At 66.9% G+C, this 26,039-nt stretch carries 27 protein-coding genes; 14 read left to right on the top strand and 13 right to left on the bottom strand.

Going from position 1 to position 26,039, the window contains the following annotated elements:
• Positions 1–54: 54 nt before the first annotated feature.
• From ACIA8C_RS02050 to ACIA8C_RS02035, 4 genes are all read left to right on the top strand, one after another.
• On the top strand, positions 55–534 hold the full coding sequence (locus tag ACIA8C_RS02050) for a hypothetical protein (RefSeq protein ID WP_397130390.1): 480 nt from the start codon (positions 55–57) through the stop codon (positions 532–534).
• A 19-nt stretch (positions 535–553) separates the two neighbouring features.
• Complete coding sequence (locus tag ACIA8C_RS02045) at positions 554–1,444, top strand: SGNH/GDSL hydrolase family protein (protein WP_397130389.1); 891 nt, start codon at positions 554–556, stop codon at positions 1,442–1,444.
• 40 nt (positions 1,445–1,484) lie between these two features.
• Positions 1,485–2,705 carry an acetyl-CoA C-acetyltransferase gene (locus tag ACIA8C_RS02040; RefSeq protein WP_397130388.1) on the top strand — a complete coding sequence of 407 codons (1,221 nt, stop codon included), beginning with the start codon at positions 1,485–1,487 and terminating at the stop codon, positions 2,703–2,705.
• Positions 2,706–2,964: 259 nt separating this feature from the next.
• Positions 2,965–3,285, top strand: coding sequence for a DUF1330 domain-containing protein (locus tag ACIA8C_RS02035; protein WP_397130387.1), 321 nt, complete (start codon positions 2,965–2,967; stop codon positions 3,283–3,285).
• A gap of 83 nt (positions 3,286–3,368) precedes the next feature.
• Here the strand turns inward: ACIA8C_RS02035 and ACIA8C_RS02030 are convergent, their stop codons facing one another.
• The 3 genes from ACIA8C_RS02030 to ACIA8C_RS02020 all read right to left on the bottom strand — a co-directional run bounded on the left by ACIA8C_RS02030 (position 3,369) and on the right by ACIA8C_RS02020 (position 5,989).
• Positions 3,369–4,229, bottom strand: coding sequence for a Bax inhibitor-1/YccA family protein (locus ACIA8C_RS02030; protein ID WP_397130386.1), 861 nt, complete (start codon positions 4,227–4,229; stop codon positions 3,369–3,371).
• A 124-nt stretch (positions 4,230–4,353) separates the two neighbouring features.
• The gene (locus ACIA8C_RS02025) at positions 4,354–5,505 is read right to left on the bottom strand and encodes a class I SAM-dependent methyltransferase (protein WP_397130385.1); all 1,152 of its coding nucleotides are present in this window, start codon (positions 5,503–5,505) and stop codon (positions 4,354–4,356) included.
• 112 nt (positions 5,506–5,617) lie between these two features.
• Positions 5,618–5,989 (bottom strand): hypothetical protein, encoded by a 372-nt coding sequence (locus ACIA8C_RS02020; RefSeq protein ID WP_397130384.1) that lies wholly within the window; start codon positions 5,987–5,989, stop codon positions 5,618–5,620.
• Between the two features lie 404 nt (positions 5,990–6,393).
• Between ACIA8C_RS02020 and ACIA8C_RS02015 the strand changes: the two genes are divergently transcribed.
• The 3 genes from ACIA8C_RS02015 to ACIA8C_RS02005 all read left to right on the top strand — a co-directional run bounded on the left by ACIA8C_RS02015 (position 6,394) and on the right by ACIA8C_RS02005 (position 8,293).
• A complete protein-coding gene (locus ACIA8C_RS02015; protein WP_397130383.1) occupies positions 6,394–6,969 on the top strand; it encodes a hypothetical protein in 576 nt (191 codons plus the stop codon).
• Between the two features lie 60 nt (positions 6,970–7,029).
• Positions 7,030–7,587 (top strand): DUF6153 family protein, encoded by a 558-nt coding sequence (locus ACIA8C_RS02010; RefSeq protein WP_397130382.1) that lies wholly within the window; start codon positions 7,030–7,032, stop codon positions 7,585–7,587.
• Between the two features lie 85 nt (positions 7,588–7,672).
• Positions 7,673–8,293, top strand: a complete 621-nt coding sequence (locus tag ACIA8C_RS02005; RefSeq protein ID WP_397130381.1) for a DUF305 domain-containing protein — start codon at positions 7,673–7,675, stop codon at positions 8,291–8,293.
• A gap of 89 nt (positions 8,294–8,382) precedes the next feature.
• On the opposite strand, the gene ACIA8C_RS02000 is transcribed toward ACIA8C_RS02005, so the two are convergent.
• The 4 genes from ACIA8C_RS02000 to ACIA8C_RS01985 form a co-directional block, all read right to left on the bottom strand.
• The gene (locus ACIA8C_RS02000) at positions 8,383–9,144 is read right to left on the bottom strand and encodes an alpha/beta fold hydrolase (protein WP_397130380.1); all 762 of its coding nucleotides are present in this window, start codon (positions 9,142–9,144) and stop codon (positions 8,383–8,385) included.
• 32 nt (positions 9,145–9,176) lie between these two features.
• A complete protein-coding gene (locus ACIA8C_RS01995; RefSeq protein ID WP_397130379.1) occupies positions 9,177–9,608 on the bottom strand; it encodes a hypothetical protein in 432 nt (143 codons plus the stop codon).
• A 259-nt stretch (positions 9,609–9,867) separates the two neighbouring features.
• On the bottom strand, positions 9,868–10,203 hold the full coding sequence (locus tag ACIA8C_RS01990) for a hypothetical protein (protein ID WP_397130378.1): 336 nt from the start codon (positions 10,201–10,203) through the stop codon (positions 9,868–9,870).
• A 128-nt stretch (positions 10,204–10,331) separates the two neighbouring features.
• Entirely contained in the window at positions 10,332–11,756 is a 1,425-nt protein-coding gene (locus ACIA8C_RS01985) for a three-helix bundle dimerization domain-containing protein (RefSeq protein ID WP_397130377.1), read from the bottom strand.
• Positions 11,757–12,079: 323 nt separating this feature from the next.
• Here ACIA8C_RS01985 and ACIA8C_RS01980 point away from each other — a divergent pair, with 323 nt between their 5' ends.
• The 3 genes from ACIA8C_RS01980 (at position 12,080) to ACIA8C_RS01970 (ending at position 13,676) form a co-directional block, all read left to right on the top strand.
• Complete coding sequence (locus ACIA8C_RS01980) at positions 12,080–12,481, top strand: type II toxin-antitoxin system RelE/ParE family toxin (RefSeq protein ID WP_397130376.1); 402 nt, start codon at positions 12,080–12,082, stop codon at positions 12,479–12,481.
• A gap of 1 nt (position 12,482) precedes the next feature.
• Positions 12,483–12,794 carry a helix-turn-helix domain-containing protein gene (locus ACIA8C_RS01975; RefSeq protein ID WP_396994184.1) on the top strand — a complete coding sequence of 104 codons (312 nt, stop codon included), beginning with the start codon at positions 12,483–12,485 and terminating at the stop codon, positions 12,792–12,794.
• Between the two features lie 78 nt (positions 12,795–12,872).
• Positions 12,873–13,676, top strand: a complete 804-nt coding sequence (locus ACIA8C_RS01970; RefSeq protein WP_397130375.1) for an SDR family oxidoreductase — start codon at positions 12,873–12,875, stop codon at positions 13,674–13,676.
• Between the two features lie 6 nt (positions 13,677–13,682).
• On the opposite strand, the gene ACIA8C_RS01965 is transcribed toward ACIA8C_RS01970, so the two are convergent.
• From ACIA8C_RS01965 to ACIA8C_RS01950, 4 genes are all read right to left on the bottom strand, one after another.
• A complete protein-coding gene (locus ACIA8C_RS01965) occupies positions 13,683–14,162 on the bottom strand; it encodes a Dps family protein (protein WP_397130374.1) in 480 nt (159 codons plus the stop codon).
• 98 nt (positions 14,163–14,260) lie between these two features.
• Positions 14,261–15,484 (bottom strand): hypothetical protein, encoded by a 1,224-nt coding sequence (locus ACIA8C_RS01960; RefSeq protein ID WP_397130373.1) that lies wholly within the window; start codon positions 15,482–15,484, stop codon positions 14,261–14,263.
• Between the two features lie 51 nt (positions 15,485–15,535).
• Entirely contained in the window at positions 15,536–17,158 is a 1,623-nt protein-coding gene (locus ACIA8C_RS01955) for a DUF885 family protein (RefSeq protein WP_397130372.1), read from the bottom strand.
• A 70-nt stretch (positions 17,159–17,228) separates the two neighbouring features.
• The gene (locus ACIA8C_RS01950; RefSeq protein ID WP_397130371.1) at positions 17,229–18,293 is read right to left on the bottom strand and encodes a glycosyltransferase family 4 protein; all 1,065 of its coding nucleotides are present in this window, start codon (positions 18,291–18,293) and stop codon (positions 17,229–17,231) included.
• A 589-nt stretch (positions 18,294–18,882) separates the two neighbouring features.
• On the opposite strand from ACIA8C_RS01950, the gene ACIA8C_RS01945 reads away from it, so the two are divergent.
• The gene (locus ACIA8C_RS01945) at positions 18,883–19,896 is read left to right on the top strand and encodes a glycosyltransferase (RefSeq protein ID WP_397130370.1); all 1,014 of its coding nucleotides are present in this window, start codon (positions 18,883–18,885) and stop codon (positions 19,894–19,896) included.
• Entirely contained in the window at positions 19,893–21,200 is a 1,308-nt protein-coding gene (locus tag ACIA8C_RS01940) for a glycosidase-like protein (RefSeq protein ID WP_397130369.1), read from the top strand. The genes ACIA8C_RS01945 and ACIA8C_RS01940 overlap by 4 nt, the downstream gene beginning before the upstream one ends.
• Here the strand turns inward: ACIA8C_RS01940 and ACIA8C_RS01935 are convergent.
• Positions 21,197–21,766, bottom strand: coding sequence for a TetR/AcrR family transcriptional regulator (locus ACIA8C_RS01935; RefSeq protein WP_397130368.1), 570 nt, complete (start codon positions 21,764–21,766; stop codon positions 21,197–21,199). The genes ACIA8C_RS01940 and ACIA8C_RS01935 overlap by 4 nt on opposite strands.
• A gap of 115 nt (positions 21,767–21,881) precedes the next feature.
• Between ACIA8C_RS01935 and ACIA8C_RS01930 the strand changes: the two genes are divergently transcribed.
• Together ACIA8C_RS01930 and ACIA8C_RS01925 are read left to right on the top strand one after the other, a co-directional pair.
• Entirely contained in the window at positions 21,882–23,204 is a 1,323-nt protein-coding gene (locus ACIA8C_RS01930) for a glycoside hydrolase family 1 protein (protein ID WP_397130367.1), read from the top strand.
• A gap of 30 nt (positions 23,205–23,234) precedes the next feature.
• Entirely contained in the window at positions 23,235–24,176 is a 942-nt protein-coding gene (locus ACIA8C_RS01925; RefSeq protein WP_397130366.1) for an esterase/lipase family protein, read from the top strand.
• Between the two features lie 219 nt (positions 24,177–24,395).
• On the opposite strand, the gene ACIA8C_RS01920 is transcribed toward ACIA8C_RS01925, so the two are convergent.
• The gene (locus ACIA8C_RS01920) at positions 24,396–26,033 is read right to left on the bottom strand and encodes an MDR family MFS transporter (protein WP_397130365.1); all 1,638 of its coding nucleotides are present in this window, start codon (positions 26,031–26,033) and stop codon (positions 24,396–24,398) included.
• Positions 26,034–26,039: the final 6 nt, after the last annotated feature.

Genomic DNA, 26,039 nt, shown 5'->3' with positions numbered 1-26,039 from the left:
CCGTCCGGCCTGACAAACCGGGAATCGGGCAACCACCCATTTAGGATCCGAACCATGAAGCAGCCGAACATCGCCAGGGCCGGCGTTGTTCTGGCCGGAGCGGCGCTGGCCGCCCTGGTCGGACCGGGCGCGCAGGCGAACGCAGTCACCATCGAATTCCCCCAGGTGCTCACCATGGCGCACGGTGGCCTGTGCGGGACAACCGTCCGGACCTGGGCCGATGTCAGCCCCGCGTGGCCCGGCCGGGCCATCCTCAACATGCGTGCGCTGCCGGTCGTCGGCATCGGCGAGGGCGACTATCCGCTGGCCCCGCTGTGCGAGGTGCACACCATGGTTGACTGGCGCAACACCACCACCGGTGCCGTCGGCAGGTACGAGGACACGATCGTCACGGGCCTCTACGGCAGCGTCCAGTACGCGCTGTTCCAGGACACCGGTCCAGGCCATGTCGAGGTCACCGTCACCACCGACGCGGCGAGCATTCCGGCGCACGGCTGGTTCGACGTTCCCGCTCCCGCTGCCCCGCCTGCGTAAAGTCGGTACATTTTCCTTTGTGACTGCACCACGCATCGGCTGGCGTACCGCCGCGGTGACCGGTGCCGCAACAGTCCTGGCCGGTTCCGGCGCCGGCACCGCATGGTGGGCGACCTCTCGACTGTTGATGGCGCAGGCCGGCGCGGCGCGTGGCGTCATCGGCCGCGACACCTCGAAACCGCCTGAAGCGGACGGCATCTACACCGCGGGCTGCCTGGAACCGGAACCTTGGCGCTCCGGTAAGCACGCGGATCTGCACCTGATGGTCTTCGGCGATTCCACCGCGGCCGGGGTCGGCTGCCTGGTCGCCGACGAAGTGCCCGGCGTGCGCCTGGCCCGCGGCCTCGCCCTGGCCACCGAGCAGCGAATCCGATTGAGCACCAAGGCGATTTCCGGCGCCACCTCCAAGGGCCTGTCCGGTCAGGTGGACGCGATGTTCGTGGCGGGTCCGCCGCCGGACGCCGCGATCATCCTCATCGGCGCCAACGACATCACCAAGAAGCACTCGGTCCGCGCCTCGGCCCGCAGGCTGGCCGCCGCGGTCGCCCGGCTGCGCATGGCCGACAGCGTCGTGGTGGTCGGCACCTGCCCGAATCTCGGCACGGTGACCGCGATTCCGCAGCCGCTGCGCACGGTGGTGCACAACTGGAGCGTCCGGTTGGCCCGCGCCCAAACGGTGGCCACCAGCGTCGCGGGCGGCCGCCCGGTGCCGATGGGCTACCTGCTCGCGCCGGAATTCCGGGCCCAGCCCGAACTCCTGTTCTCCGCCGACGGTTTCCATCCTTCGGCGGCAGGCTACGAACTCGCCGCCGCGCAACTACTTCCGGTCCTGCTGGCGGCGCTGAGCGAGGCGACCCCGGGTGCCCGGTCACCGGGGCGCGACGTAGATTCGATAGGAACCCGCGAGTAACAACAGCGGTTCGCACGTTCCTTCCGACAAAGGAGTCCTCATGCCTGAGGCTGTCATCGTCTCGACCGCCCGCTCCCCCATCGGCCGGGCGGCCAAGGGATCGCTGGTCGACATGCGGCCCGACGACCTGACCACCCAGATCGTCCGCGCGGCGCTCGACAAGGTGCCCGCCCTGGACCCCGCCCAGATCGATGACCTGATCCTCGGCTGCGGTTCCCCCGGTGGCGAGTCGGGCTTCAACCTGGCCCGCATCGTCGCGGTCCAGCTCGGCTACGACTTCGTACCCGGCACCACCGTGCACCGCTACTGCGCGTCGTCGCTGCAGTCCACCCGGATGGCGTTCCACGCGATCAAGGCCGGCGAGGGTCACGCGTTCATCTCCGCGGGCGTCGAGACCGTGTCCCGGTACAAGAACGGTTCCGCCGACAGCTGGCCGAACACCCAGAACGCGCTCTTCGCCGAGGCGCAGGCGCGCACCGCGAAGACCGCCGAGGGCGGCGCGGGCGTCTGGCACGACCCGCGCGAGGACGGCCTGATCCCCGACGCCTACATCGCGATGGGCCAGACCGCGGAGAACGTCGCGGGCTTCACCGGCATCACCCGCGAGGAACAGGACCGCTGGGGCGTCCGGTCGCAGAACCGGGCCGAGGAAGCGATCAACAACGGCTTCTTCGAGCGCGAGATCACCCCGGTCACGCTGCCCGACGGTTCGGTGGTGTCCAAGGACGACGGCCCGCGCGCCGGCGTCACCTACGAGGCGGTCAGCAAGCTGAAGCCGGTGTTCCGTCCGGACGGCACCGTCACCGCGGGCAACTGCTGTCCGCTCAACGACGGCGCCGCCGCGCTCGTCATCATGAGCGACACCAAGGCCAAGGAGCTCGGCCTCACCCCGCTGGCCCGCATCGTGTCCACCGGCGTCTCCGGCCTGTCCCCGGAGATCATGGGCCTCGGCCCGATCGAGGCGTGCAAGCGCGCGCTCGCGTTGGCGGGCAAGTCGATCGACGACATCGACCTGGTCGAGATCAACGAGGCGTTCGCGGTGCAGGTGCTCGGCTCGGCCCGCGAGCTGAAGATCGACGAGGACAAGCTGAACGTCTCCGGCGGCGCCATCGCGCTCGGCCACCCGTTCGGCATGACCGGTGCCCGCATCACCACCACGCTGATCAACAACCTGCAGACCCACGACAAGCAGTTCGGTCTGGAGACCATGTGCGTCGGCGGCGGCCAGGGCATGGCGATGGTCATCGAGCGCCTGAGCTGATCCGCCTCTCCGGGTATTCAGGCCAGATCTAGGTGCATGGTCGGTCACCGTTGGCGACCGGCGGTGATATGCGCAATGCGTTAGCCCGTCCCCGGTGAGTTACCCATGTGCTCACGAAATCAGTAGAACGGCTTCCTATCCCGGGATAGGAAGCCGTTCTATGTTGTGGGCGGCACTCTTACCTGTCAGGTAATCGCTTTCGCTACCCGGAACGTCAAAGATTAAGAGCATCAACGCAACAACAGCTCAGGAGTCCGTAATGCCCGCCTATGCGATCGCCCACCTGTACGACGTCGACGTCAATGCCGAGATCGTCGAGTACCTCCAGCGCATCGACGCGACGCTGGCACCGTTCGGTGGGAAATTCATCGTGCACGGCGGCAAACAGACCGTGCTGGAGGGTCCGGCCAACGGCAATGTCATCGTGATCGAGTTCCCGGATTCCGCTGCGGCGCAAGGCTGGTACGACTCGCCGGAGTACCGGAAGATCCTCCCGCTGCGCACCGAGAACTCGGTCGGCGTCGCGGTGCTGGCCGAGCATTGCGGCGATGATCATGTGGCCACCGATGTCTTGAGCTGATTGCCATTCGAACGCAGAACGGGTGGTCACCGGAAATCCGGTAACCACCCGTTGTCGGCTCGGCGGGGCGAAACCCGCTGCCCTTAATCGTTGTTGAAGTAGCTCAGCAGTCGCAGGATCTCGACGTACAGCCAGACCAGGGTGACGGTCAGGCCGAGCGCGACGCCCCAGGCCGCCTTCTCCGGCGCCTGCGCGCGGATCAGCTGATCGGCGGCATCGAAGTCGAGCAGGAAGCTGAACGCGGCGATCGCGATGACCACCAGGCTGAACACGATCGCGAGCGGGCCACCGTCGCGCAGGCCGAGGCCGCCCGAGATGAAGAAGCTGGCGATCAGGTTGCCAACCACCAGGACAAGCACGCCGATCATGGCGCCGACGACCATCCGGGTGAAGCGCGGTGTGACGCGAATCGCGCCGGTCTTGTAGACGACCAGCATGCCGGCGAACACACCGAAGGTGCCGAGCACGGCCTGCGCGATCATCGCGCTGCCGCCGACCCCGCCGAATTCGATGTTGGTGAACATGAACGACAGCGCGCCGACGAACAGGCCCTCGAACACCGCGTACGACAGCACGATGACCGGGTTGTCCATCTTCCTGGCGAAGGTCGCCACGAGGACGAGCACCAGGCCGACCAGACCGCCGCCGATGACGAACAGCGGAGCCAGCGAGGTGTTCGCGTTGGTCAGGCCGTAGGAGATGATCGCCGACAGCGCGAGCACGCCCAGTGTGATGGCCGTCTTGGTCACCACGTCGTCGATGGTCATCGCCCGGGTGGCCGTCGGCTGCTGGTACGGCTGCGGCTGCTGGTACTGCTGCCCGTACTGATTGCCGAATTGCTGACCCATCTGGCCCGCACCGGTCACGCCGGAACCGAAGTTGGCGTAGCCATTGCCCTCTTGCCGAGGCAAGTTTCGGAAAACCGGATTGCTTGTGCTACGCACTTGCGTCCCTTTCTGGTCGATGCCGCTGTTCATCGAGTTCGCACTCGAGAACCAACTGCTAGGTCCAACGTTTGCTGCGTGGCACGAGTTCCCGAGGAAGTTGCCGACGCGGACAATTCGGACTCTACCGCTGTTGCGCGTCGTGCAGGCCACGCACGGACCGAGTGACCGTGAACTTGCGGTTGCGTCCGACCACGTCGGTACGGCCGACCATGCGCTCGATCACACCTCGGTAATTGAGATGCGAGTTGAAGACCGTCCACAGCTCACCGCCGGGCCGCAGCACCCGGCCGGTCTCGGCGAACATCTTGATCGCCGAGCCGGTGTGCACGGCGGCGCCGACGTGGAACGGCGGATTGCACAGCACCAAGTCGGCACTGTTGTCGGCGGCCAAGGACATCGCGTCGTCACGCACCACCGTCACCCGCTCCGCGACCCCGTTCACCGCCACGGTCGCCTGTGCGGAGGCCACCGCGGCCGCCGACTGATCGGTGCCGAGTACCCGGAGCGCGGGCCGTGCCTTGGCCAGCGCGACGGCCAGTATCCCGGTGCCGCAGCCGAGGTCGATGGCCTCGCGCGCATCGGGCTTCATCCACTTCAGGTGGTCGAGCAGGAATCGGGTGCCGATATCCAGCCGGGCACCGGAGAAGGCGGCGCCGTGCGCGACCACGTCGATGCCGAGGTCGTCGAGCCGGTCCTGGACCGGGAACGGCGGCTCGCCGACCGGTTTCGGCCCGCTGACCAGCAGGGTGCGCGACTTCTGCCTGCCACGGCTGGCCCGGACCTCGGAAAAAGACTGGGCCAGAATGTCGTTCATCGACTTCGTCAGATACTTGTCGCGGCCGCCCGCGAACACCACCACCTCGGGATCGGCGTAGCGGGCGATGGCATCGGCGACCTCGGCCAGTCCGGCCAGCGCCCGTGGCAGCCGCAGCAACACCACCCGGACGTCGGCGAGCAGCTCGCGGCCCAGCGGGTACGCGGTGTAGCGATCCGCGTAGCCGAGCGCGCGGGCGTTGTTGGCCAGGGCGAGTTCGCCGGTCAGCAGATCCTGATAGACGCGGACGTTGCGCAGTTCATGTGCGGCGACCGCGCCGATGGTGAGCGCGCCGTACGCGTCGCCGAGGATAGCTACCTTTCCGCTATCAGCAGTGGCGAGCGCGTCATCGGCGACATCAAGGATCAGCCGGTCGGCGGCATCCACGGCGTAGAGGTTTAAAGCCTCCACATCTGGATAGCGCCGCAACCGGCTTAGTACGTCCTCGATATCTGTCACGCCTCAAGTGTGCTAGATCGTTGCCCTAGGTTCGCACCGGCCCCGGCAAACCCACTCCAGCAAACCGTGCAGTCTCTTGGGCATTATCCGTAATACGCAGTGCTGCAAGCGATTACCTTAAGTTAGCGCCCGCTTTGACACCCGTCGAGGTCACCGCTCGCCAGATCCCACCGATGCCTTGCCCAGGCAGGTCTCCCGCCTTCCGGTCCTCGATGAAGAAGTACACCGGCCGCTCGGCGATGGCGATTTGGCATGCGCCATCGGCACGTTCGACGAAGCCGACGAGCCGTGGGCGGGTGGCACCCGCGTACGCGACCCGGCCGCGCTGCGCGATCAATGGCGGCCATGTCTCGGCGCTATCTCCGGCGCAATTCGACCTCGACGGCGTCGCGGAGGCGTTGTCGAACCGGTACAGCGCGCGGTCGGCGGCCGTAACGTACTGTCCGGCAGCGCCATTGTCCGCAATGGCAGAGCTGAACGGCATTCGTGCCGGTCGGCGCAATGCCGCGGTAGATTTTTAGCCAGCCCCGCGTCTTGGCGGGCGCCTCGCTCTGCGGCGCGCCGGCCGGGGCCACGGCAGAGGTCGACGCCACCGGAGCCAGGGACACCGCGGGTGCCGGTTTCGCCGTGCCGGTGCTTGCGCAGGCGCTCAGCACACCGGCGAGAACCACCGAGGCAGCGGCGAATGGCCGCACGACTCGCCGGAAATACTTGGTCGACAGCACTTTTCAGATCATCCGGATAGATCGTGACGCGCGATTCGCGTACGGCCTGCGACAATCACGAGGCAGACCCGGCGCCGGTCCATTCGAAATTACTTCCGACGGCAAACATTGAGAAACCTATAAATCCCGCACGATGCACTGATAGCCGATTATCATCAGTCCCATGCGTAACAGGATGGTGTTGGCCATCGCCGCCGCGACGGCACTGCTCGCGGGCTGCGGCGACGACGGATCCACCGCGACCACCCCTGCCGCCCCCACCTCGACGACCGGAACCATGGCCGAAGCGCCGAGTGTCCCGCGCGACGCCACCACCAAGCGCGGCACCGCGTCCGGCGACGCGGGCCTCACCGTCACCAACATTCGAATCGGCCACCAGCCCGGCTTCGACCGCGTGGTCTACGACCTCGGCGGTAAAGGCACCCCCGGCTGGATCGTGCAGTACGCCGACCGGGCCGTGCAGGACGGCAGCGGCAAGCCGATCGACGTGGCCGGGACCTCGATCCTCGAGGTGCAGATCCTCGGCTCGGCCTACCCGTTCGACAGCGCCGTGCCTGCGTACGCGGGGCCCGACCCCGCGACCGATCCGAGCGCACCCGCCATCGCGGGCGTCTACCGGACCACCGTATTCGAGGGCACCACCCAGTCGTTCATCGGCGTGAATGCCGATCGGCCCGGGTTCACCGTCACCACGCTGACCAACCCGACACGTCTGGTCATCGACGTCGCCACCCCGTAGGTACCCGTACCGCCAGGGGGTATCAGCATCGCGCCGAATAGTCGTTACTACACTGGCCGCGTGGCCGAACAGCACCTCCCGCTCCGCGCCGGGCTCGCGCGGGCGCTCGGCATGCTGGTGCTACTCGCCGGGATCGTGACGATGCACGCGGCGGTGTTCGCCGTACCCGGCCACGCGGATGCGGCGGGCTCCGACCATGCCGCGATGGTGCGGTCCGATGGCGGCGCCGCGGTCGAGGAGATCGACGGCGGCCGGATGCTCGCCGAATCGACCGACACCACCCCAATGGCGATGCCGGTCGACGAGATCGCCGAAACAGACGCCCGAGACCTTACGACGATGTCCACCGAGCCGATCACCTTGCCAGGCACCAATCATATTGCGCCAGATGCGGATTGCGCGGGTGACGGATGCGATGGCACACACGGTGGCATGCACAGTTGCGTGTTCATTCTTACTGCCGTAGCCCTGTTGCTCGCGCTGGTACTGCTGTATCGGATCGCTGTCGACCGGCCGGGCAATGGTGTTGCGCGACTGCGCCATTGGCGGCCGCGGCGGGAAAGGTCGCCGCCGTGGACAGTGCTCTCACTGGCCGAATTGTCGATTCTGCGGATCTGACAGGTGCACCGGCGACCGTCTGGACGGTCGCTGGAGTTTGTCCTGCCCGACACCCAGTCCCGCGCAATTCCCAAGGAGCACAACCATGTTCATCACCCGTACCCGGATCACCGCCGTCCTCGCCGCGAGCACCGCGGCTGCCGCCCTCGTCCTCGCGGGCTGTAGCGACAACGACACCATGTCCGGCATGGACCACGGCGCATCGAGCACCCCCGCGTCCGCGAGCGCACCAGCGGCCCGTACCGACTTCGACGACGCCGACGTCACCTTCCTGCAGATGATGTATCCGCATCACGCACAGGCGGTCGACATGGCGAAACTGGTCCCCGGCCACAGCCAGAACCAGCAGTTGCTGACCCTCGCCGCGAACGTCGAACAGGCGCAGGCACCGGAGATGCAGCAGATCACCGGGTTGCTGCAGAGCTTCGGCAAGCCCGCCCCGACCGCGGCGAGCGGGCACGGCGGTCACCCCATGCCGGGAATGATGAGCGCCGATCAGATGACGGCCCTGCAGGCCGCGTCCGGCCCTGACTTCGATCGTCAGTGGCTGACCATGATGATCGAGCATCACACCGGCGCGGTCACCATGGCCGAGACCGAGCTCGCCACCGGCACAAATATCGAGTCGAAGAACTTGGCCCGCAACATCATCGACAACCAGCGCGCGGAAATCGACACCATGCGCGCCATGCTCGGCCAGGGCTGACCCACCCGCCTGTCGCACCGGGATACCCCTCCGCCCCCGGTGCGACAGGCGGACACCGCCCTCGCCGCCTGCGCCGGGCACGGCACTTGCTAGGGCGTACCGTCGAAGAACTTCTCCAACAGTGCGTTGAACGGTGCACCGGTGTCGGGCACCAGGTGGCCCATCCCCGCACACACCGCACGTTCGGCGCCGGTCTGTTCGGCTATGGCGTCGCAGATGATTTCGTTCGACTCCATGTGCCCACCGGAAATCACCAGTATCGGGAAGCCCGCCGCCCGCAGCACGTCCATCGGCGGCGCGGCCTCATCCGGCGGGCGTGCGCCCTGCAGCCGGCGCATCCCGTCGATCAGCACCGCCGGTACCGGATTGCCTAGGGCGACAGGCACCCCTTCGACATCGAAGAACCGCGCCAACGCGGCTTCCGGCGACAGACCGGGGTCTTCGATCAGCGCGCGAGTCGCGGCGGCCACCCCATCGACAGCGGGGTTCCCGCGGGCGATGCCGAACAACGGTGGCTCGACGATGGTGAGCGATCGGACGTGCTCGGGCCGCTGCGCCGCGGCATACATCGACACGATCGCGCCGTAGGACAACCCGACCAGATGCACCGGCCGGTCCAGCAGCTGATCCGCGATCAGCCGCGCCTCCGGCTCGAAATCCTGGCGTCCCGCGGCGGGTGTGCCGCCGTGGCCGGGGCGGTCCGGCGCGAGCAGGGTCCACCGCTCGGTCAACGGCCGTTGCGCGCGCCAGGCTTCGCGGCCGCCGAGAATCCCGCCGTGCACAAGCACGACCGGCGGCCCCTCACCCCACCTGTGTACATGCAGCCGGACATCGGAATTCGTCGGATCCATTCTCGTCTCCTTCGGCTCGACCGAGTTCGCGCTTACCGAGGCGCGGTGGGCGGCCCGCACTTCTCCATGTTCACCTGGGTCATGTGCAGGCTCGCCTGAGCGATGTCCGGGCCGACGGTGTCGATGGTGGCCTGTCCTTTCGAGATGGCCCGGTAGCCTGCGCTGATCTTGTCGAGATCACCGGTGACCTCGGCCGGTGCGACGGCTTTCACCTGGTCGAACTGATCGGCCGTCTTGGCGTAGTCGGCCGGGGTGATATCGGACTTCGAGCCCAGTTCGCGGGTGCTGCGGGACAATTGGACCATCGCCTGGCAGTAGTCCCCCGGTGCGGCAGGCTGTGCTGGCGCCGCTGAACTGCTGGTGCCCGGGGCGGCGGCACTGCTGCTCTTGTCGTCGGAGCATGCCGTGCCTCCGGCCGCGACGAGGGCGATGAGCGCGAACGCGCAGAGTGTTCGGCGATTCATGGACGGTTCCTCCGAGTGTTGACGGCTTAGTGCTGTCGATACTTCGGGACGAACGTCTCACCGGGCTTTCATCCGCGTCTCAGGGCGGGACCGGGCCGGTAGATCACCGATCCAGCACGCGGCGCAGCGCCTTGCCGGTCTCCTCCGCCGGATCGGCACCGGTCGTCGGTGCCCGCCAGGCAATAATTCGGCACCGCGTCGCTGTATCGCTGCGTCGAGAGCCGGGATGACCTGCTGGACTTGATGATCGACGCGGAGGTTACTCGCCGGGCCGCTCGATGACCTGCCAAGCGGGTGCGTCCGCCGAGGCTGGAATGGTTCGCGCGCGCTTGCGCATGTACTCGAGCACCACCAGCGCCGCACCTCCGAGCAGGGTCAGCACGGCGAAGATCGTCACGACGGTCGCCGCGGCACCGAACCCCCACATCGCCACCACCGCGGCGGCGACGGCGAGGACGACGCCGATGAACAACAAGCCGAACCCGGCCCAGTTCCTGGTGTCCGCCAAGGTCTCGCCAGGCTGCGGCTCGGCAATGCGGGTGATGTCCTCAGCGTCGTCGAGCGGCGGAATCTCGTACGGACCATCCACTGTCATGCTGCTAACCTCACGCCGCGATACCGGCTGGCCGGCCGGTATCTGATGCGACAAGTATGCCCCCATTGCCTCATCCGAAACTTGGGCGAGACTCTCGTTGCCCAGCACAGTGTTTCGATTGCGGCAGCTCAGTTGTAGGACTTGCCGACTCCATCGAGCAGCCGTTCCAACGTGTCGAAGGTGGGGGTGGTGATCACGTCGATGAGGTCGCTGGCGACCGGAATGTTGTGCTCGGTGGTCACTTTCGCGAACTGGGTGGCGTCACCGGTGCGGAAGCCGTGCTCGGCGGCGAGGCGTTGCAGGTCGGGATCGGTGGACAGCAAACGGCCGATCCGGTCGCCCTCCTCGCCCAACGGCACCAGCGTGTGCCGGGACAGAATGGTCGGCGACGGGTACAGCAGCGTCATGTCGGGCTTGACCTGTCCACGGACCGTGGCGTCCACGAACTGCGACTCGTAGATCCAGACCAGCGGCGTCGGGCCCATGCCGGCGGCGAGGTAGGCGTCGAACGGACCCTCGCTACTGTTCTGGGTGTAGCCCTGTCCGACGAACAGCCTTGACACCGTGGGGATTACGTCCTGCTCGGCGGAGGTTCCCTGCACGATCGTGTTGTTGTTCGCTACGTAGCCCGCGATGGCCAGATACATCGCCGCGGAGTTGGAGCTGCGCGGATCGGTCGTGGAGATCAGCACGTTCTTGCGTACGGAATACGCGGTGTTGTCGCCGAGTTGATCCCACCGCGTGTTGTTGCCGACCATGCGCAGGTAGGGCGCCATATCGAAGGTCGGCACCGGACCCTGATGCACCACGCCAGATTTGGCGAGCAGGTCGGCGATCGGCTTGAACGTGGCGATCGCCATCGGCGAGGAGAACGGTATGTACTTGGCATTCACGTTGCGCTGCCGCTGAATTCGCTCCGCCGCCTGCTCGCTCGACGGGAACGCGAATTCATACTTCCCGAGGTCGACCGACGTCGCGATCTCCCGCGATCCGGCCGCATCGACCTCCACCTTCACCCCGTTGCGCGCCAGCACCTCGGCCACCTTGGGATCCTGAAAAAACGACATCTTCTCGGACCCGACCACGCCGCGCACCAGCGCCAGCGACGACACACCCGGCCCCGCCGCCTGCGGAGCCGAATTCGGCTGCCGCACTGCCAGTGCCACCGTAACAACGGTCACCACCACCAGGGCCGCGACCACCGCGGCAACCGCCGCCGGTGCGAAACGCTTATTCGCCGACCAGGTTTCGCGAACCGCGGCAGGCAATCGACGGTCGCCCGATTCGGCCTTGTGCCGCGCCCTGCGCGTCCGTGCGGTGTCCGGACCGCTGGAAGCATCTGCCACCTCCCCCGCGGCCGCCAACTGCCGACGGACGTACCGCTCCACCAGAATTGGAATGAACGTCCGCACCGGATGCCCCGCAAACCGCCGGCGGGCCGCCCCCACCACCTCCTCGATATATTCCGGAGAGTAAGTGCCGCCGAAGTTTTCGACCAACCGCTCCGTCATCTGACGAATCGCCTGTTCCTCACGAACAGTGTCGACAACCACAACATTCTCCTCGGCATCGAGCGGCCACTACATCCCCACGACAGCACCAAGCCCCATCGCGCCGGCCAACCCTAGCCCCATCCCACCCCCCGCCACCTGTCCCGACCAACAGAATTCAGTCCACCATCCCCACCCCGCAACCCCCCGTTGCGCCCCCGTTTCCCTGACCGAAATCCCGGGCTCCGGAGCGAACGATCTACCTCGCCAACCAAGATCCCTCCAACCACCCGCTGACTCCGAATAACCACCGACATCGACTCGACTTTGTTCAGACGCAGCAAACAGTCGAGTCGCCGGGGCGGGCAAATGAGGGAACAGGGGTTATGCATTCCATGGTATATTCGGTACACGGCGGGGACGAGCCGTACGGAATCGAGCTCGAGCCGGAGGTGCGAGCATGGCTGAACACTCTGACAAAGGCCGAGTACCGAGCGGTCGAGTTCAAGGTCGACCGGCTGGCTGACAGCCCGACGACTTTGGGAGAGCCGTGGACCCGACATCTCGGCGGCGCGGTTCGCGAGTTGCGGTTCCACTTGAGCGGCAAGGCAATCCGCATAAGTTACTGGCTTACCCCTGAACGCCGAGTGGTGCTGTTGACCGTTTTCGCAAAGACGCGAATGCGAGAACGGTCGGAAGTCGACCGAGCGCTGCACGCTCAAAAGGTATGCGAGGCAGAGCATGACCCCGCTACCCATGTTTACGACCGTGTCTTCGAGGAGGAATGAGATGTCTCGCGGATCGCACACCAGCTGGAAGATTCCACCTGAGCACCGGGCGGACGCCGACTATGTCGCTGCTGCCGATGCTTTCGCACTTGGCCAAGCCGTTCACGACCGGCGCACGACGCTCGGCCTTACCCAGGCCGAGCTCGCGCGGCGTGCCGGGATGACGCAGCCGCAGGTGAGTCGGATGGAGGGGGGTGATGTAACTCCGACATTGCCACTGCTGCACCGCTTGTCCATCGCACTGGAGGCGGAGTTGAACCTGTCGTTCCAGGGTGAAGAGCTGGCGGTGCGATTTACCCAGTGCGCGGCGTGATCGTCCGGGGCAGGGGTAGCACGAGATTTCGGCGTGAGGCGCTATCGTCGGCTGGAGTCGCTGACCAAGGAGATGCTGATGCCTCGCACTGCTGTTGTTACCGGTGCTTCGTCCGGGATCGGGAAGGCGACGGCCGCGGCGTTGGTGGCGCGGGGGTATCGGGTGATCGGGACGAGCCGGAAGCCGGCGGGGGTCGGTGACGAGGCTCGGGTGGCGGGGGTCGAGTATCGGGCGCTCGATTTGACCGAGGCCGGGTCGATCGAGGCGTTCGTTGCCGGGCTCGGGGAGGTGGATGTGCTGGTCAACAATGCCGGGGAGAGTCAGGCGGGGCCGTTGGCGGAGCTGCCGATGGATGCGGTGGAGCGGCTGTTCCGGCTGAATGTGCTCGGGCCGGTCGCGCTCACCCAGGCGGTATTGCCCGGCATGCGGGAACGCGGGTACGGCCGGGTGGTCATGGTGGGGTCGATGATCGCCAGCTTCCCGATGCCGTATCGGTCATCGTATGGGGCGACCAAAGCGGCGCTGAAGGGTTTCGCGGTGGCCGCGCGGTTCGAGGAGTCACCCTTCGGCGTGTGGATCAGCGCGGTCGAGCCAGGGCAGATCAACACGGGGCTGCGGGAACGCCGCACGAAGTATCTGACCGAGGGTTCGCCACACACCGCCGATTTCACCAGGTTCATCGCGAAATTGGATGAGGCGCAAGGGAAAGGCATTACCGCCGAACGGGTCGCCGACACGATCGTCAAGGCCATCGAGGCCGACCGCCCGCAGCCGCTCTACGCCGTCGGCAGCAACGCCCCCGTGATGTTCGCGGTGCGCAGGCTACTGCCGCGCACTGTGATGGAACGCCTCATCGCGCGCGTCCACGGACTGTCGCGATAGACCCACTCAGGCCGTCGCGACCTGCGCCTGCCACATCCAGTGCAGTTGCTCGAGCCGCGCGGCAATGCCGATGAGCAGGTCCTGAGTAACCGGGTCGGCCTGCTCGGTCGCCTCGATCCGCTGCCGAAGCCCCTTGATCACCGCTGTGAGGTTGCCGACGACCCCGTCGATCACATCGGTGTCTTTCTGCCAGCCGTCGGGGAAGCCGACCGCACCGGTTTCCTTGGCGACCGTCGCCGCCCGTCCGTCCGGGCTCACTCCGACGGCGGTAGCCCGCTCAGCCGCCGCATCGGTGAAATCTCGTGCCGCCGTGACCAATTCGTCCAGCGCCAAATGCACCGACCGGAAATTCGGCCCGATCACATTCCAATGCGCCTGCTTGGCGATCAATGACAGGTCGATCAGATCGATCACGGTAGCGCGCAGCGCCTCCCCCGCGATCTTCTGCTGCTCCGCATCTAGGGTGCTGGTGATGGGCTGGCTCATCGTTCACGCCTTTCTGGTCGGATCCATGTCACTGACCGTCTACCCGCACCGCACGTCCTAAACGTGCCGAGTGACGAGCGCCATGCCCTTCGAACCGATCAGCTGACCGGGATCTGCTGCTGGAACCACGCGAGGACCTGCGGCATCGCCACCCGAGCGGAGTTCGTGTGGTCGAGGTCGCCGAGGTTGTGCAGGGTGACGTTGTCGGTGTGCAGGGCTCGCAGGCAGTGTTCGGCATTGGCGTAGGGAACGTTGCGATCGGCGGTCGCGGCGTAGAGGCGGACCGGGACGCGCGGAGTCCAATCGCAGGTGCCGTCGCTGTCGGTGATCGCTTTCAGCACCGCACCGGTGGGGTGCTTGGCCAACTCGACGAACTTCGGCGTCAACAGTAGGTCCGGGGTGATGGGTAGCAAGGTGGCGATGGTGAGCTCGTTGCGCGTGCCGTCGAAGAGTCCTTCGATCTTTCCGGCATACGGTTCCTGGAAGGCTTCGGCGGGGTTGTCGTAGAGGTGGTAGATCCGGTTCATCGCGGTGAGCCAGTAGGCGAAGTAGAACACCGCGGGGCCGGGGGCGACTCGTCCGTCGAGGCCTGCGGGGGTCTCGACGTCGCGCAGCGCGTAGGGGCCGCTGACCGGAGCCAAGGCGGCAAGGCCGAACCCAGGCACCTCGCCTGCCTGTAGCGCTTTGCCGAATGCCATTGCGGCATGGCCACCTTGGGAGAAGCCGGTCACCAAGACGTCCCGGTCGAGTTCGCGATGCTGTTGCGAGGCAACATTTTCAGCCGCGATCAGCAGGTCGGCGGATGCGCTCACCTCCGTCGGCGCATGCGTGTAGGGATGATCGCCCGGGCCGTCGCCGAGACCCAGGTAGTCCGGGGCGATCGCCGCGTACCCGGCAGCCGCGAACATGATGGTGCGCGCCTGGTCGGGACGGCTCTGGTTATTGACCGACGGCGCATCGCTTTTCAGCACCAGCGTGCCGTGCTCGAAGCTGACCGTGCGTAGCCGCGGCGAATCCGTGCGCGGGAGCACGACGAGCCCGCTCGCGGTGGTTGGCTTGTCTGCCGCGGTGACGGTTCGGTAGTCGACGCGATACGCGTCCACCCCGTTGCGCACCGGCATAGTGAAATTTCCCTTGGCGAGGTAGGCGGCGGTCTCCTCGGCCGACAATTGCGCGACCGGGGTCGCGGACACTACGGTGCCCCGTTCGCCTTGCCCGGGAGCGGCCGGGTCGGCATCGTGCTTCGGCTCGGCCGCGCAGGCGCTGGCTCCGCACAGCAGAACGAGCGCACCGACCACGGCCAAACGTCGCGTTCTGAACATGCACAGGCTCCTCTGCTGGCTACCTGCCCACACTATGCCCGTGCTGACGACCTATCCGGCCAGCCGGTCCGCCTCGTCGAGGTGGTCACGCAGGCCGAGCAGCTCCCAACGCTGCAAGGACAGCGGCACGTTCCCTTCACGCCAGAGCCGGTCGTGGAACGCCCGCAGATCGAATTCGTCGCCGAGTTCCCGTACTGCCGTGCTGAGCAGATCCTGAATCTGCAGTTTGCCGATCTGATAGCTCAGCGCCTGGCCGGGGTTCCCGGCGAAGAACACGGCTTCGTCCCATGCCGTCTCGCGGTCCATCGGCACCGCGACCGCCAGCCGATCGGCGGCTTCGTCGATGGAGAGTTCACCGAGAGCGAGCGCGATATCCACCTCGACGCGTAAAGCCCGCAGTCGCATCGCATTTGCCACGAAGATCGCGCTGGCCGGTGCCTCGTCGAACAGTCCGGCGTGCAGCATCAGCTCCTCGTAGTTGAACGCGATGCCCTCGTTGGGCGTCGAGTCGTAGAACCACCGCCGCGCGGGATTGTCGTGGTGCCAACCGATCGCGACCTGCTGGGCGTGCACCCCTTCGTGCACGATCGCGGTGCGCGAATCGAACGCGGCGGCCCGATCGAAGTACGGCAGATCCGGCCGTGGCGTCGGAACGTACCGAGTAGCGTCCTCGTCCATTCGAGCGGGACCGGTCAGATCATCGGTGACGCCGAGCCAGGTCAACGGCTCCAGATAGGGCGGCAGCGGCGCGAATCGGTAGTGCCGCAGGGTCTCCGGCTGACTCAGTAGTCCTCGCTCAGCGGCGAACTCACGCACCGCACGCTCATCGACGGCCTGACGCGCGGCATGTTCGGACGCGTCGGCGGGCAGCTCCGGCGCGGACGCGTCTCGATGCCGGGTACGCAGCAGCGCCTCGAGTGCGACGGCCCGATGCCACTCTTGACTGCCCATCTCGCGCAGCCGCTGCGCCGAATAAGGCAGCAGCGCAACACGATGCAGGAAGTAGGCCAGCGATTCCGGTCCGATCGGTTCGATCTCCCCCAGCGATGGCAACTGCTCGGTGAGCCAATCCCGGTACGCCGCAACAGCATCGGCGGCCACCCTGGTGGCCGCGGGCATCTCGGCCGCGTACTCGTCGGGCAGGAACGGCACCAGCGCCGTCATCGCGGCTTCGAGGGATCCTTCGGCCTCGCCCAACAGCCGCAGCGTGCTGCGCGTGAACGGCGCACCGGCTCGGCCCGCGAGATTCTTCCTGGCCTGTTCGAGCACGAGGGGAACATGCCGCAGCAGCGCACTCACCTTCGCGGCCCGAGTCGCGTCGAACGGCGACGAGACGAGCAGCTCCACATAGATCGGGCCGAGGCTCTGCTGCACATAGAAGCCGGGATCGCGCTCCCAGGCCCGAATCAGCTCCAGCTCCCAGTGCACCCTGGCCAGCGCCGAACCGAGCAGCCTGCCATCGACCCGCACCGAGACCGGCTCGTCGGACAGGTCGAGCTCACCATGTCTGCGAGTCAACTCGGCGAGCACCTTCCGGCGATCGGCGATGGCCTTGGGCGACCAATCGGGCAGCCAGCCCGCCGGCCGTTCCACCCGTGGCAGATCATCGCTGGAGTCGGGCAGTGTCGCCAGCCGCCAGTTCCAGAACTCTTCGGCAAGCTTCGCTAGACCCATGTCCGCACAATACAATTGGCGCCGGCTACCGGCCAGCCATTAGATGCGGGGTAGCGGATGCCGCTACTACTTACATCCCGGCGTGCGAGAACAAGCCGGGCGAACCGATGCCTTGCTGTTCCGGTGTCGCGGGCACGATGTGCTCGAACAGCGTCAGGTAGTCGTCGATCATTCGATCAGCGCCGAAGCGCTCGCACACATCGTCACGGGCGGCACGCCGGTCGAGCTGGTCGACCTTGGCGAGCGCGGCCGCCGCCCCTGCGACGTCGGTGACGAGGAATCCGGTGACACCGTCACGAATGATTTCCGGCATCGACCCCAGGGGAGTTGCGATGACCGGTGTTCCGGTCGCCATGGCCTCGACAACCGCGAGGCCGAAGGGTTCGGCGAATCCGATCAGGTGCAGCAAAGCGCGTGCGCCACCGAGCAGTTCGTCCCGGCGCGCCGGTCCGACCGGCCCGACGTAGGTCACGGCGGGATCGGCGAGGTGCGGTTCGACCGCCGTGCGGAAGTACTCCTCGTCCTGCACCACCCCCGCGATGATCAGCGGCAGGCCGGTGAGGCGCGCCACCTCGATGGCCAGGTGCGTCCCCTTGTCGGGGTGAATTCGTCCGAGAAAGAGCAGATATTCGCCATGCTCGGGCCGAAATGTGAACTGCGCCGTATCAATACCGTGATGGATTGTCGCCGCATAGCGGAGCGCGGGGTGCCGGTCGGCATCGCTGACCGACACATAGTGCGCGATATCGTCGAATGCCTTATATACCGGCACAATTTTCGGCGACGAAAAGCCGTGGATCGTGGTGACCATCGGGGTCGACACCAGGCGGCTGTAGGTCAGCGGCATGAAGTCGGCGTGGTTGGCCAGCACATCGAACTCGCCGGCATGCTCGAATGCGGTCGAATTATGCAGCGCCTGAGCAACTTCGGCGTCGGCGTCGGCCGTCTCCCGGTACCCCGACGATACCGGCGCGACCAGCCGCGCCGACGTCTCGGAGTCACCGGTGGCGAACAGCGTGACGTCGTGTCCGCGCGCGACGAATCCCTCGGCCAGGGTCGACGCGATGTGTTCCCACGGTCCATAGCTTTTCGGTGGCGTGCGATGAGCGACCGACGCGATTACGCCGATTTTCATAGAATCCTCGATTACTGGCGAATTATCCGCCGAGAGCCGCCTGCGAACGGGCGGACTTGATAGCACGACCATATCACACACCCATCCGTGACCTGATGTTACTATCGAGGCCTAGTGGTCGATCCGCCCCGTGTCGTGCTCCGGAGCGGATTCTCAAGCGCTTCAGCGCGACACGATTCAGCCAATTGAGTGGCTGCAGACAGCGGCAGCGTCGGCGCTGGCTCAAATCAGGAAGGCTGACGTTATCCACCCACCGCTTCGGGCTGGCCACCGTCACCAACTCGCTGGTCGGCGCGGTGATCGCCGAAGTTCTGATAGAAGCAGGCACAGCGGGTAAACCGGTAGTATCGACGGTTTTTCCACACGCGGGGGAACTGCTGTCGAGCGGCGCCGGTCCCCTTGCCGATCGCGAATCACCGACCGCCATCGTGTCCGCGCCGCGCCAGGTGTTCAGCGAGCCAGGCCTGGCGGCCCGAATGAGCGCCGAAGCGAAAAACATTGCGCCAGACCTACTCTGGCCCGCAATGAGCAGGAAACACCATGCACTTGCCGCAGCGACGCGGCAAGCCGATGCGAGGTTGGCCACAGCATGACCGAAACCATCACCATCTCTTACGCCCACCTGGTGCGACTCAGCGACGAGGTCGGGATCTTCGAGCACGCGAAGTTCACCACGCCGCGCCTCGAGAACGGTTACTGCGTAGACGACGTCGCGCGGGCCCTCGTTGTCGTGGTCCGCGAGCCGGCGCCGACCGAGGAGCTGGACGCGCTTGTACAGGTGTACGCGCGCTTCATCTTCGACGCGCTCACCGCCGACGGCCGCAGTCACAACCGACGCGGTACCGACCGGAACTGGCAGGATGAGCCGAGCGTCGAGGACCATTGGGGACGCGCCATCTGGGCACTCGGCACCGTCGTCGCCCGTCGGCCGGAGCTGGCCGAAAAGGCGTTGGCGCACTTCACCATCGCCGCCCAGCAGCGCTCGCAGTTCCCGCGCGCGATGGCGTTCGCCGCGCTCGGCGCGGCCGAGGTGCTGCGCGCCGACCCTGGAAACCTCACGGCCCCCAAGCTATTGGCCGATGCCGCCAAGCTGATCGGCCCGCCCACCCGCCGCCTCGACTGGCGCTGGCCCGAGCCGCGGCTGCACTACGCCAATGCCGTACTGGCCGAGGCGCTCTTGGTGGCCGGTGCCGCGCCGGGTCAAGGCCGCACGCACGCCGACGGATTGGCGATGCTGCGCTGGCTGCTGGAGACCGAGACCTCGGGCGATCATTTGTCGGTCACCCCGGTCGACGGCTGGGCGATCGGCGAGAAGCGTCCTGGTTTCGACCAGCAGCCGATCGAGGTAGCGACGCTGGCCGACGCCTGCGCCCGCGCCTACGACGACACCAACGACCACCACTGGAAGGACGCGGTCATGTTGTGCGAGTCCTGGTTCCGTGGCACCAACGACGTCTCGACCCCACTCATCGATCCGGTCAGCGGCGGCTGCTGTGACGGACTCGAACCCACCGGCCGAAACGAGAACCAGGGCGCCGAGTCGACCCTGGCGCTGATCTCCACGATGCAGCAGGCCCGCCGCCTGCAACAGGCGGCCGCATGACCAGAACCGCGGCGGCAACCACAGCTGACCTGGCCCGCCGCGGCGGCCAGGCCCTGTTCCCGGACGGAAGCCGGGTGCTGGCCACGCTGTGCCAACCCGGCCAAGAGCTACTCGGACACAGCATTTCGCGCACCGAGGCGATCATCGCGCGCGTGCTGCGCCTGTCCGATGCGGACGTGACGAGCACCCTGGCCGCCGCCTTGCTCCTGTTCGGCAACAGACACCGCGAGATAAACGCGGTATTCGCCGCGCACTGTGCGGTGGTCGAGTCGCTGCTTCCCGCGGTACTCACCGCGAATCGGCGGCAGCTCATCGGCGCGTGCTTCACCAAGGAGTACGCGGTCGAGGCGGCGTTGGGCAATCCGTCGATGGTCGCGCATCCGGACCAGACCGGCCTCGCCCCGGGCGAATTGCGCTTCGTCATGAGTGTGCGCGCCATGGGCGGGCAACATATCTCGAGCATCGAGTTCCGCACCGGAGTGCTCGGGGGCGGCGATTCGGTCCGGTTGAACACCCCGACTCCGTTCCTCGACACCGGTCAGGTCACGCCCGCGACGGCCGGAAACTATACGGTGGCCTTCCCCGCCGACCGCCCGATGTCCGAGCGGATCCTGTTTCCGGCCTGCGCCCACGAGAGCCACGGCATCGAGGACGCGCGCTTCACCCGGTTCACCGAAAGCGACGGGACGGCAACGTATTACGCCACCTATACCGCCTTCGATGGCGACCGTGCCGCGCCAAGGATGTTGCGCACCAACGATTTCGTCACCTTCGACAGCACCGGGCTCGGCAGCGGCGGCGCCACCGGCAAGGACATGGCCCTGTTCCCCAGACAGGTCGACGGCCGCTATCTGATGCTGTCGTGCCGGGGCAGGGACGACATCAGCTTGGTCAGCTCACCGGACGCCTGTGCGTGGAGCGATCCGGTCACCATCTATCGACCGACCCAGCCCTGGGAGCTGATCCAGCTCGGCAACTGCGGGCCACCGATCGAAACCTCCCGTGGCTGGCTGGTTTTGACGCACGGCGTCGGACCGGTACACACCTATGGGATCGGCGCGATCCTGCTCGACCTGGCCGAGCCGGCTCGGGTGATCGGCGCGCTGCGCCGGCCGTTGCTCGCGCCGACCGGGGCCGAACGCGACGGCTGCGTGCCCAATGTCGTGTACTCCTGCGGCGCGCTGGTGCACCGTGACACCCTCGTTCTCCCCTACGGCTGCAGCGACTCGGCCATCCGATTCGCCTTCGTGGATATGCCCGCGCTGCTGCAGCGGCTGATCGACGATGGGCCGCCCACGCGCTAGCTGTCGCCGATGTAGCGCCGCCAGGCGTGTTCGAGCTGCGCCGCCATGTCGATGGTCGGGTCGATCAGCCAGCGGGCCTGCAGCCCGTCCGCGAGCGCGAAGAACATGGTGGCCGCGGCGTCGGCATCGATGCGATCGGACAACGTGCCCGCCTGCTGCATCTCCCGCAGGGCGTGCGCGAACGCCTCGGTGCCCAGCCGGTACCGCTCCAGCATGTAGTCGTGCGCGGGGTGGTGCGGGTCCGCCGCGGCAGCCTGCATGTGGGTGAACAGTTCGATCAGACCGGGCACCTTCGCGTTGCCACGGACCACCGCCACGAACGCGGCGGGCGCCGTCCCGCGCATGGTCGCGAGGTCGGATTCGTCGCGCTTGCGCAGCACGGCGACGAACAGTTCCTCTTTCGAGCCGAAGTAGTGCAGCAGGCCGCCCTGGCTCAAGCCGACCGCTTCGGCCAGCTCGGCGACCGAGGTGGCCAGGTAACCGCGCTCGGCGATGGTACGCAGCGCGGCATCGAGGATCTGCTCCCGTCGTTCGATGCCTTTGCCGTAGGGACCCCGTTTCGCCACCGGGTCAGTGTAGGCATGAGACGGGCCGTCCTTGCCATCCAAAACCGAGCGTTGTACGGTTTTCATTCAGGACCATCCGCCCAGGTCCACCACACCGAACGGGAGACACCACCCGATGCGTATCCGTCTTCGCGGCGTCGCCTTGGCCGTGCTGGCCGCCGCCACTGTCCTGACGGGCCAGCCGACCACGGCCGCCGCCCGGCCGGAACCGCCCGCGCAGGTCGCGCCGCTCGGCCCGGATTTCCTGTGGGGTGTCGCCGCTTCCGGATATCAGTCCGAAGGGCATGCGCCGGACAGCAATTGGAGCCGCTACGTCGCCGCGGGCAAAACAGATGACCCCTACCGGGATTCGGTCGACTTCTACAGCCGCTACGCCGCCGATATCGAGCTGGCGGCCGGGCTCGGCGTCAAGGTGTATCGGATCAGCATCGAATGGGCACGGGTACAGCCGCAGCCCGGCGGGTGGTCCGACGAGGGATTGCGCTTCTACGACAACGTGATCGCGAAGATCCGCGCCGCCGGGATGCGGCCGATGATCACGCTGGACCACTGGGTGTTCCCCGGCTGGGAGGTCGACCGCGGCGGCTGGCACAACCCGGGGATGGTCGAGGACTGGCTGGCCAACGCGCGCACCGTGGTCGATCGCTACGCCGCCGCCGATCCGCTCTGGGTGACCTTCAACGAGCCGACCTTCTACGGCCTCAACGAGTTGCGCCACGGCGGCCTGCCCGCCGCCGATGTGCCCGGCATGCAGGACCGGCTGGCCCAGGCGCACAACGCCATCTACGACCACATCCACCAGGTGCAGCCCGGCGCCATGGTGACCAGCAATGTCGCCTACATCCCCGGCGGCGAGGACGCGTTCAACAAGCCGTTCATCGACAAGATCGCCGCGCGGCTGGACTACATCGGCATCGATTACTACTACGGCCTGTCACCCGACACCGCGACCTCGATGCTGCAGAACTTCACCGAGCTGTGGCAGAACCCGCTGCAGCCCGAGGGCATCTACTATGCGCTGCAACACTATTCGCGCCAGTTTCCGGGCAAGCCGCTCTACATTGTGGAGAACGGCATGCCCACCGAGAACGGCCATCCGCGCGCCGACGGCTACACCCGAGGTGACGACCTGCGCGACACCATCTACTGGATCCAGCGCGCGAAGGCCGATGGCATGAACGTGATCGGCTACAACTACTGGAGCCTCACCGACAACTACGAATGGGGCAGCTACACGCCGCGCTTCGGCCTGTACACCGTCGACGTGCTGACCGACCCCAGCCTTACCCGTCGGCCCACCGACGCCGTCCCCGCCTACACCGCCATCACGCACTCCGGTGGCGTTCCGGCCGACTACCGTCCGACGCACGCACCACAGCCGTGTTCGCTGGTGGATGCCGCTACCAGCTGCCTCGATCCACTGACCGTCCCGCGGTAACCGAGTTGCCCGAATGATGAAGGGATTTCGATGAGTATGAGGTGGCGGCTGACAGCGGCAGGCGCGGTAGCGGGCATCCTGACCTCGATCTGCGTGCCGGGTGCCCAAGCCGAACCCGGCAGCGGCCGATCGGGCACGGCCGCAAGCGATATCGCGGCCCCGCCGGGCGTTGGCAAAGACCCCGATGGCAGCGTCCCACCCGAGGGATCCGACGATTGGAGCTGCCTGCCCACCGCCGCGCACCCGCGACCCGTCGTTCTCGTGCACGGCACCTGGGGCAACCAGAACGACTGGAACGTACTCGCCCCGCAGCTGAAAACCGAAGGCTACTGCGTCTTCTCGCTGAACTACGGCCGGGATACCTCGAGCGTGCTCGGCGCGCTTCCCGGCATGTACGGCGTCGGCGACATCCGTGCCTCCGCCGCGGAACTCGCGGCCTTCGTCGACCGTGTCCGCGCCGCAACGCATTCGGCGAAGGTCGATCTCGTCGGTCATTCCCAGGGCGCGCTGATGTCTCGCCAATACCTGCGCTTCGCAGGCGGTGCCGACAAGGTCGGCCAGCTGGTTTCCCTCGCGGGCACCAACCACGGTTCCACCATGCGCGGTGTGGCGGGCCGGATCCCCTCCGGCAGCGCGTCCTCGGCTTTCTCGGCCGGACTGACCGAGATCGCCGGAATCGCGGCCGCCCAGCAGCTCGTTGGCAGCGACTTCCTCCGCGACATCAACGCCGCGGGCGATACCGACCCCGGCATCAGCTACACCGTGATTGCCAGCACCCTCGACGACGCCTCCACCCCGCCGGACGCCACCTTCCTACAGGCGGGCCCCGGCGCGACCGTCGATAACGTATGGGTCCAAGACTTCTGCCCCACAGACACTTTCGAGCACGGCGTCCTCCCGAAGTCCCCCACCGTCGCTTACCTCATCAAGAAGGCACTCGACCCGGCCTACCTCGGCACCGCCTGCCCCTGACACACGGCCGGGGGGGGGGGGGGGGGGGGGGGGGGCCCCCCCCCCGGGGGGGGGGGGGGGGGGGGGGGGGGGGCGGGGGGCGGGGGGGGGCGGGGGGGGGGGGGGGGCGCGCCCCCCCGGCGCGGGGGGGGCGGGCCCGCCCCCCCCCCCCCCCCCCCCCCCCCCCCCCCGGGGGGGGGTTTTTTGGGTGTCCCCCCCCCCCCCGGCCGCAGGTGGTCGTCAGCCGTGTTCGCTGACGAGCTGCGAATCGGGCTTCCCGTCCTTGTCCAGCTTCCCGTCCTTGTCCAGCTCCGTCTCCGCCATCACCGCTTCACCACGGGCGACCATGCCCGCCTCGTCGGAGAGCTTCAGCTGCGGGATGAACAGCGCGAGCACGAAAACGACGATCGCACCGGGGATCAGGTACCAGAAGCCGGGCACCAGCGCGTTCACGTACGCGCCGACGATCGCGTCGTGCAGCCCCTCGGGCAGGTGCTTGACCACCGACGGCACCAGGGCGCTCGGGTCCAGCTTCGCCGCCATCACCTCCGGACCGTGCGACATGAACGCGTCGGTGAGCCCCTCGGTCAATCGGTTGGTGAAGATCGAGCCGAAGATCGCGACACCGATCGCGCCACCCATCTCACGGAAGTAGTTGTTGGCACTGGTCGCGGTCCCGATCTGGTTGGGCGCCACGGCATTCTGCACGACAAGCACGATGATCTGCATGATCAGGCCAAGGCCCGCGCCGACCACGAACAGCATGGCCGAAACCACCCACATCGAGGTGTTCGCGTCGAGCCGGGTCAACCACAGCATGGCGCCGAGCATGACAAGCGCGCCGACCGGCGGATACACCCGGTATCGACCGGTCTTGGTGATCGCGGTCATCGACCCGATCAGGGTGATCATCATGCCGACCATCATCGGGATCAGCAGCAAACCGGAGACCGAGGCGGACGCGCCGGTGGCCATCTGCAGGTAGGTGGGGATGAACCCGATCGCGGCGAACATGACCAGGCCGACCAGCAGGCCGATCGCCGAGGTAAGCACGAAGGTGCGGTTGCGGAACAACCAGAGCGGCAGCATCGGTTCCTCGGCGCGCGCCTCCACCATTACGAAGGCGGCCACGACGAGCACCAGCGCGGCGATCATCGCCACGATCGTGGTCGAACCCCACGCGTACTGCTTGCCACCCCAGTCGGTGATCAGAATCAACAGCGTTGTCGCGGAAGACATCAGCAGCACACCGAGGTAGTCCGGCTTGGTCTTGGGGCGATGGCTGGGGACGCTCAGGTAGCGGAAGGCGATGAACAACGCGGCGATACCGATCGGCACGTTGATCCAGAAGCACCAGCGCCAGCCGAGGGTGTCGGCGAAGAAGCCGCCGAGCAGCGGCCCGGCGACCGAGGTGATACCGAAGACGGCACCCATCGGCGCCATGTACTTGCCGCGATCCTTGGCGGGCACCACATCGGCGATGATGGCCTGCGCCAGGATCATCAGACCACCGCCGCCGACGCCCTGCAGGCCGCGGAAGACGATGAACTCCCAGAAGCTGGTCGACGCGGCGGCACCGACGGACGCCGCGGTGAAGGCGGTCACCGCGAACAGGAAAAGCCAACGCCTGCCGAACATGTCGCCGAATTTGCCGTAGATCGGCATCACGATGGTGGTGGCCAGCAGGTAGGAGGTCGCGGTCCAGGCCATGTGCGAGACGCCGCCGAGTTCGCCGACGATGGTCGGCATCGCGGTGCCGACGATCATCTGGTCCAGGCTGGCCAGGAACATGCCCGCGATCAGCGCGGAGAAGATGAGCCAGATTCGCTTCTGGGTCAGGACAATTGGGGTGGGCGGCGAGGCAGCCGTCGTAGTCATCGGGCG

The organism is Nocardia sp. NPDC051321, assembly GCF_044455225.1.
In the GTDB taxonomy this organism is placed as follows: domain Bacteria; phylum Actinomycetota; class Actinomycetes; order Mycobacteriales; family Mycobacteriaceae; genus Nocardia.
This window is presented reverse-complemented; position numbering and strand designations above follow the sequence as displayed.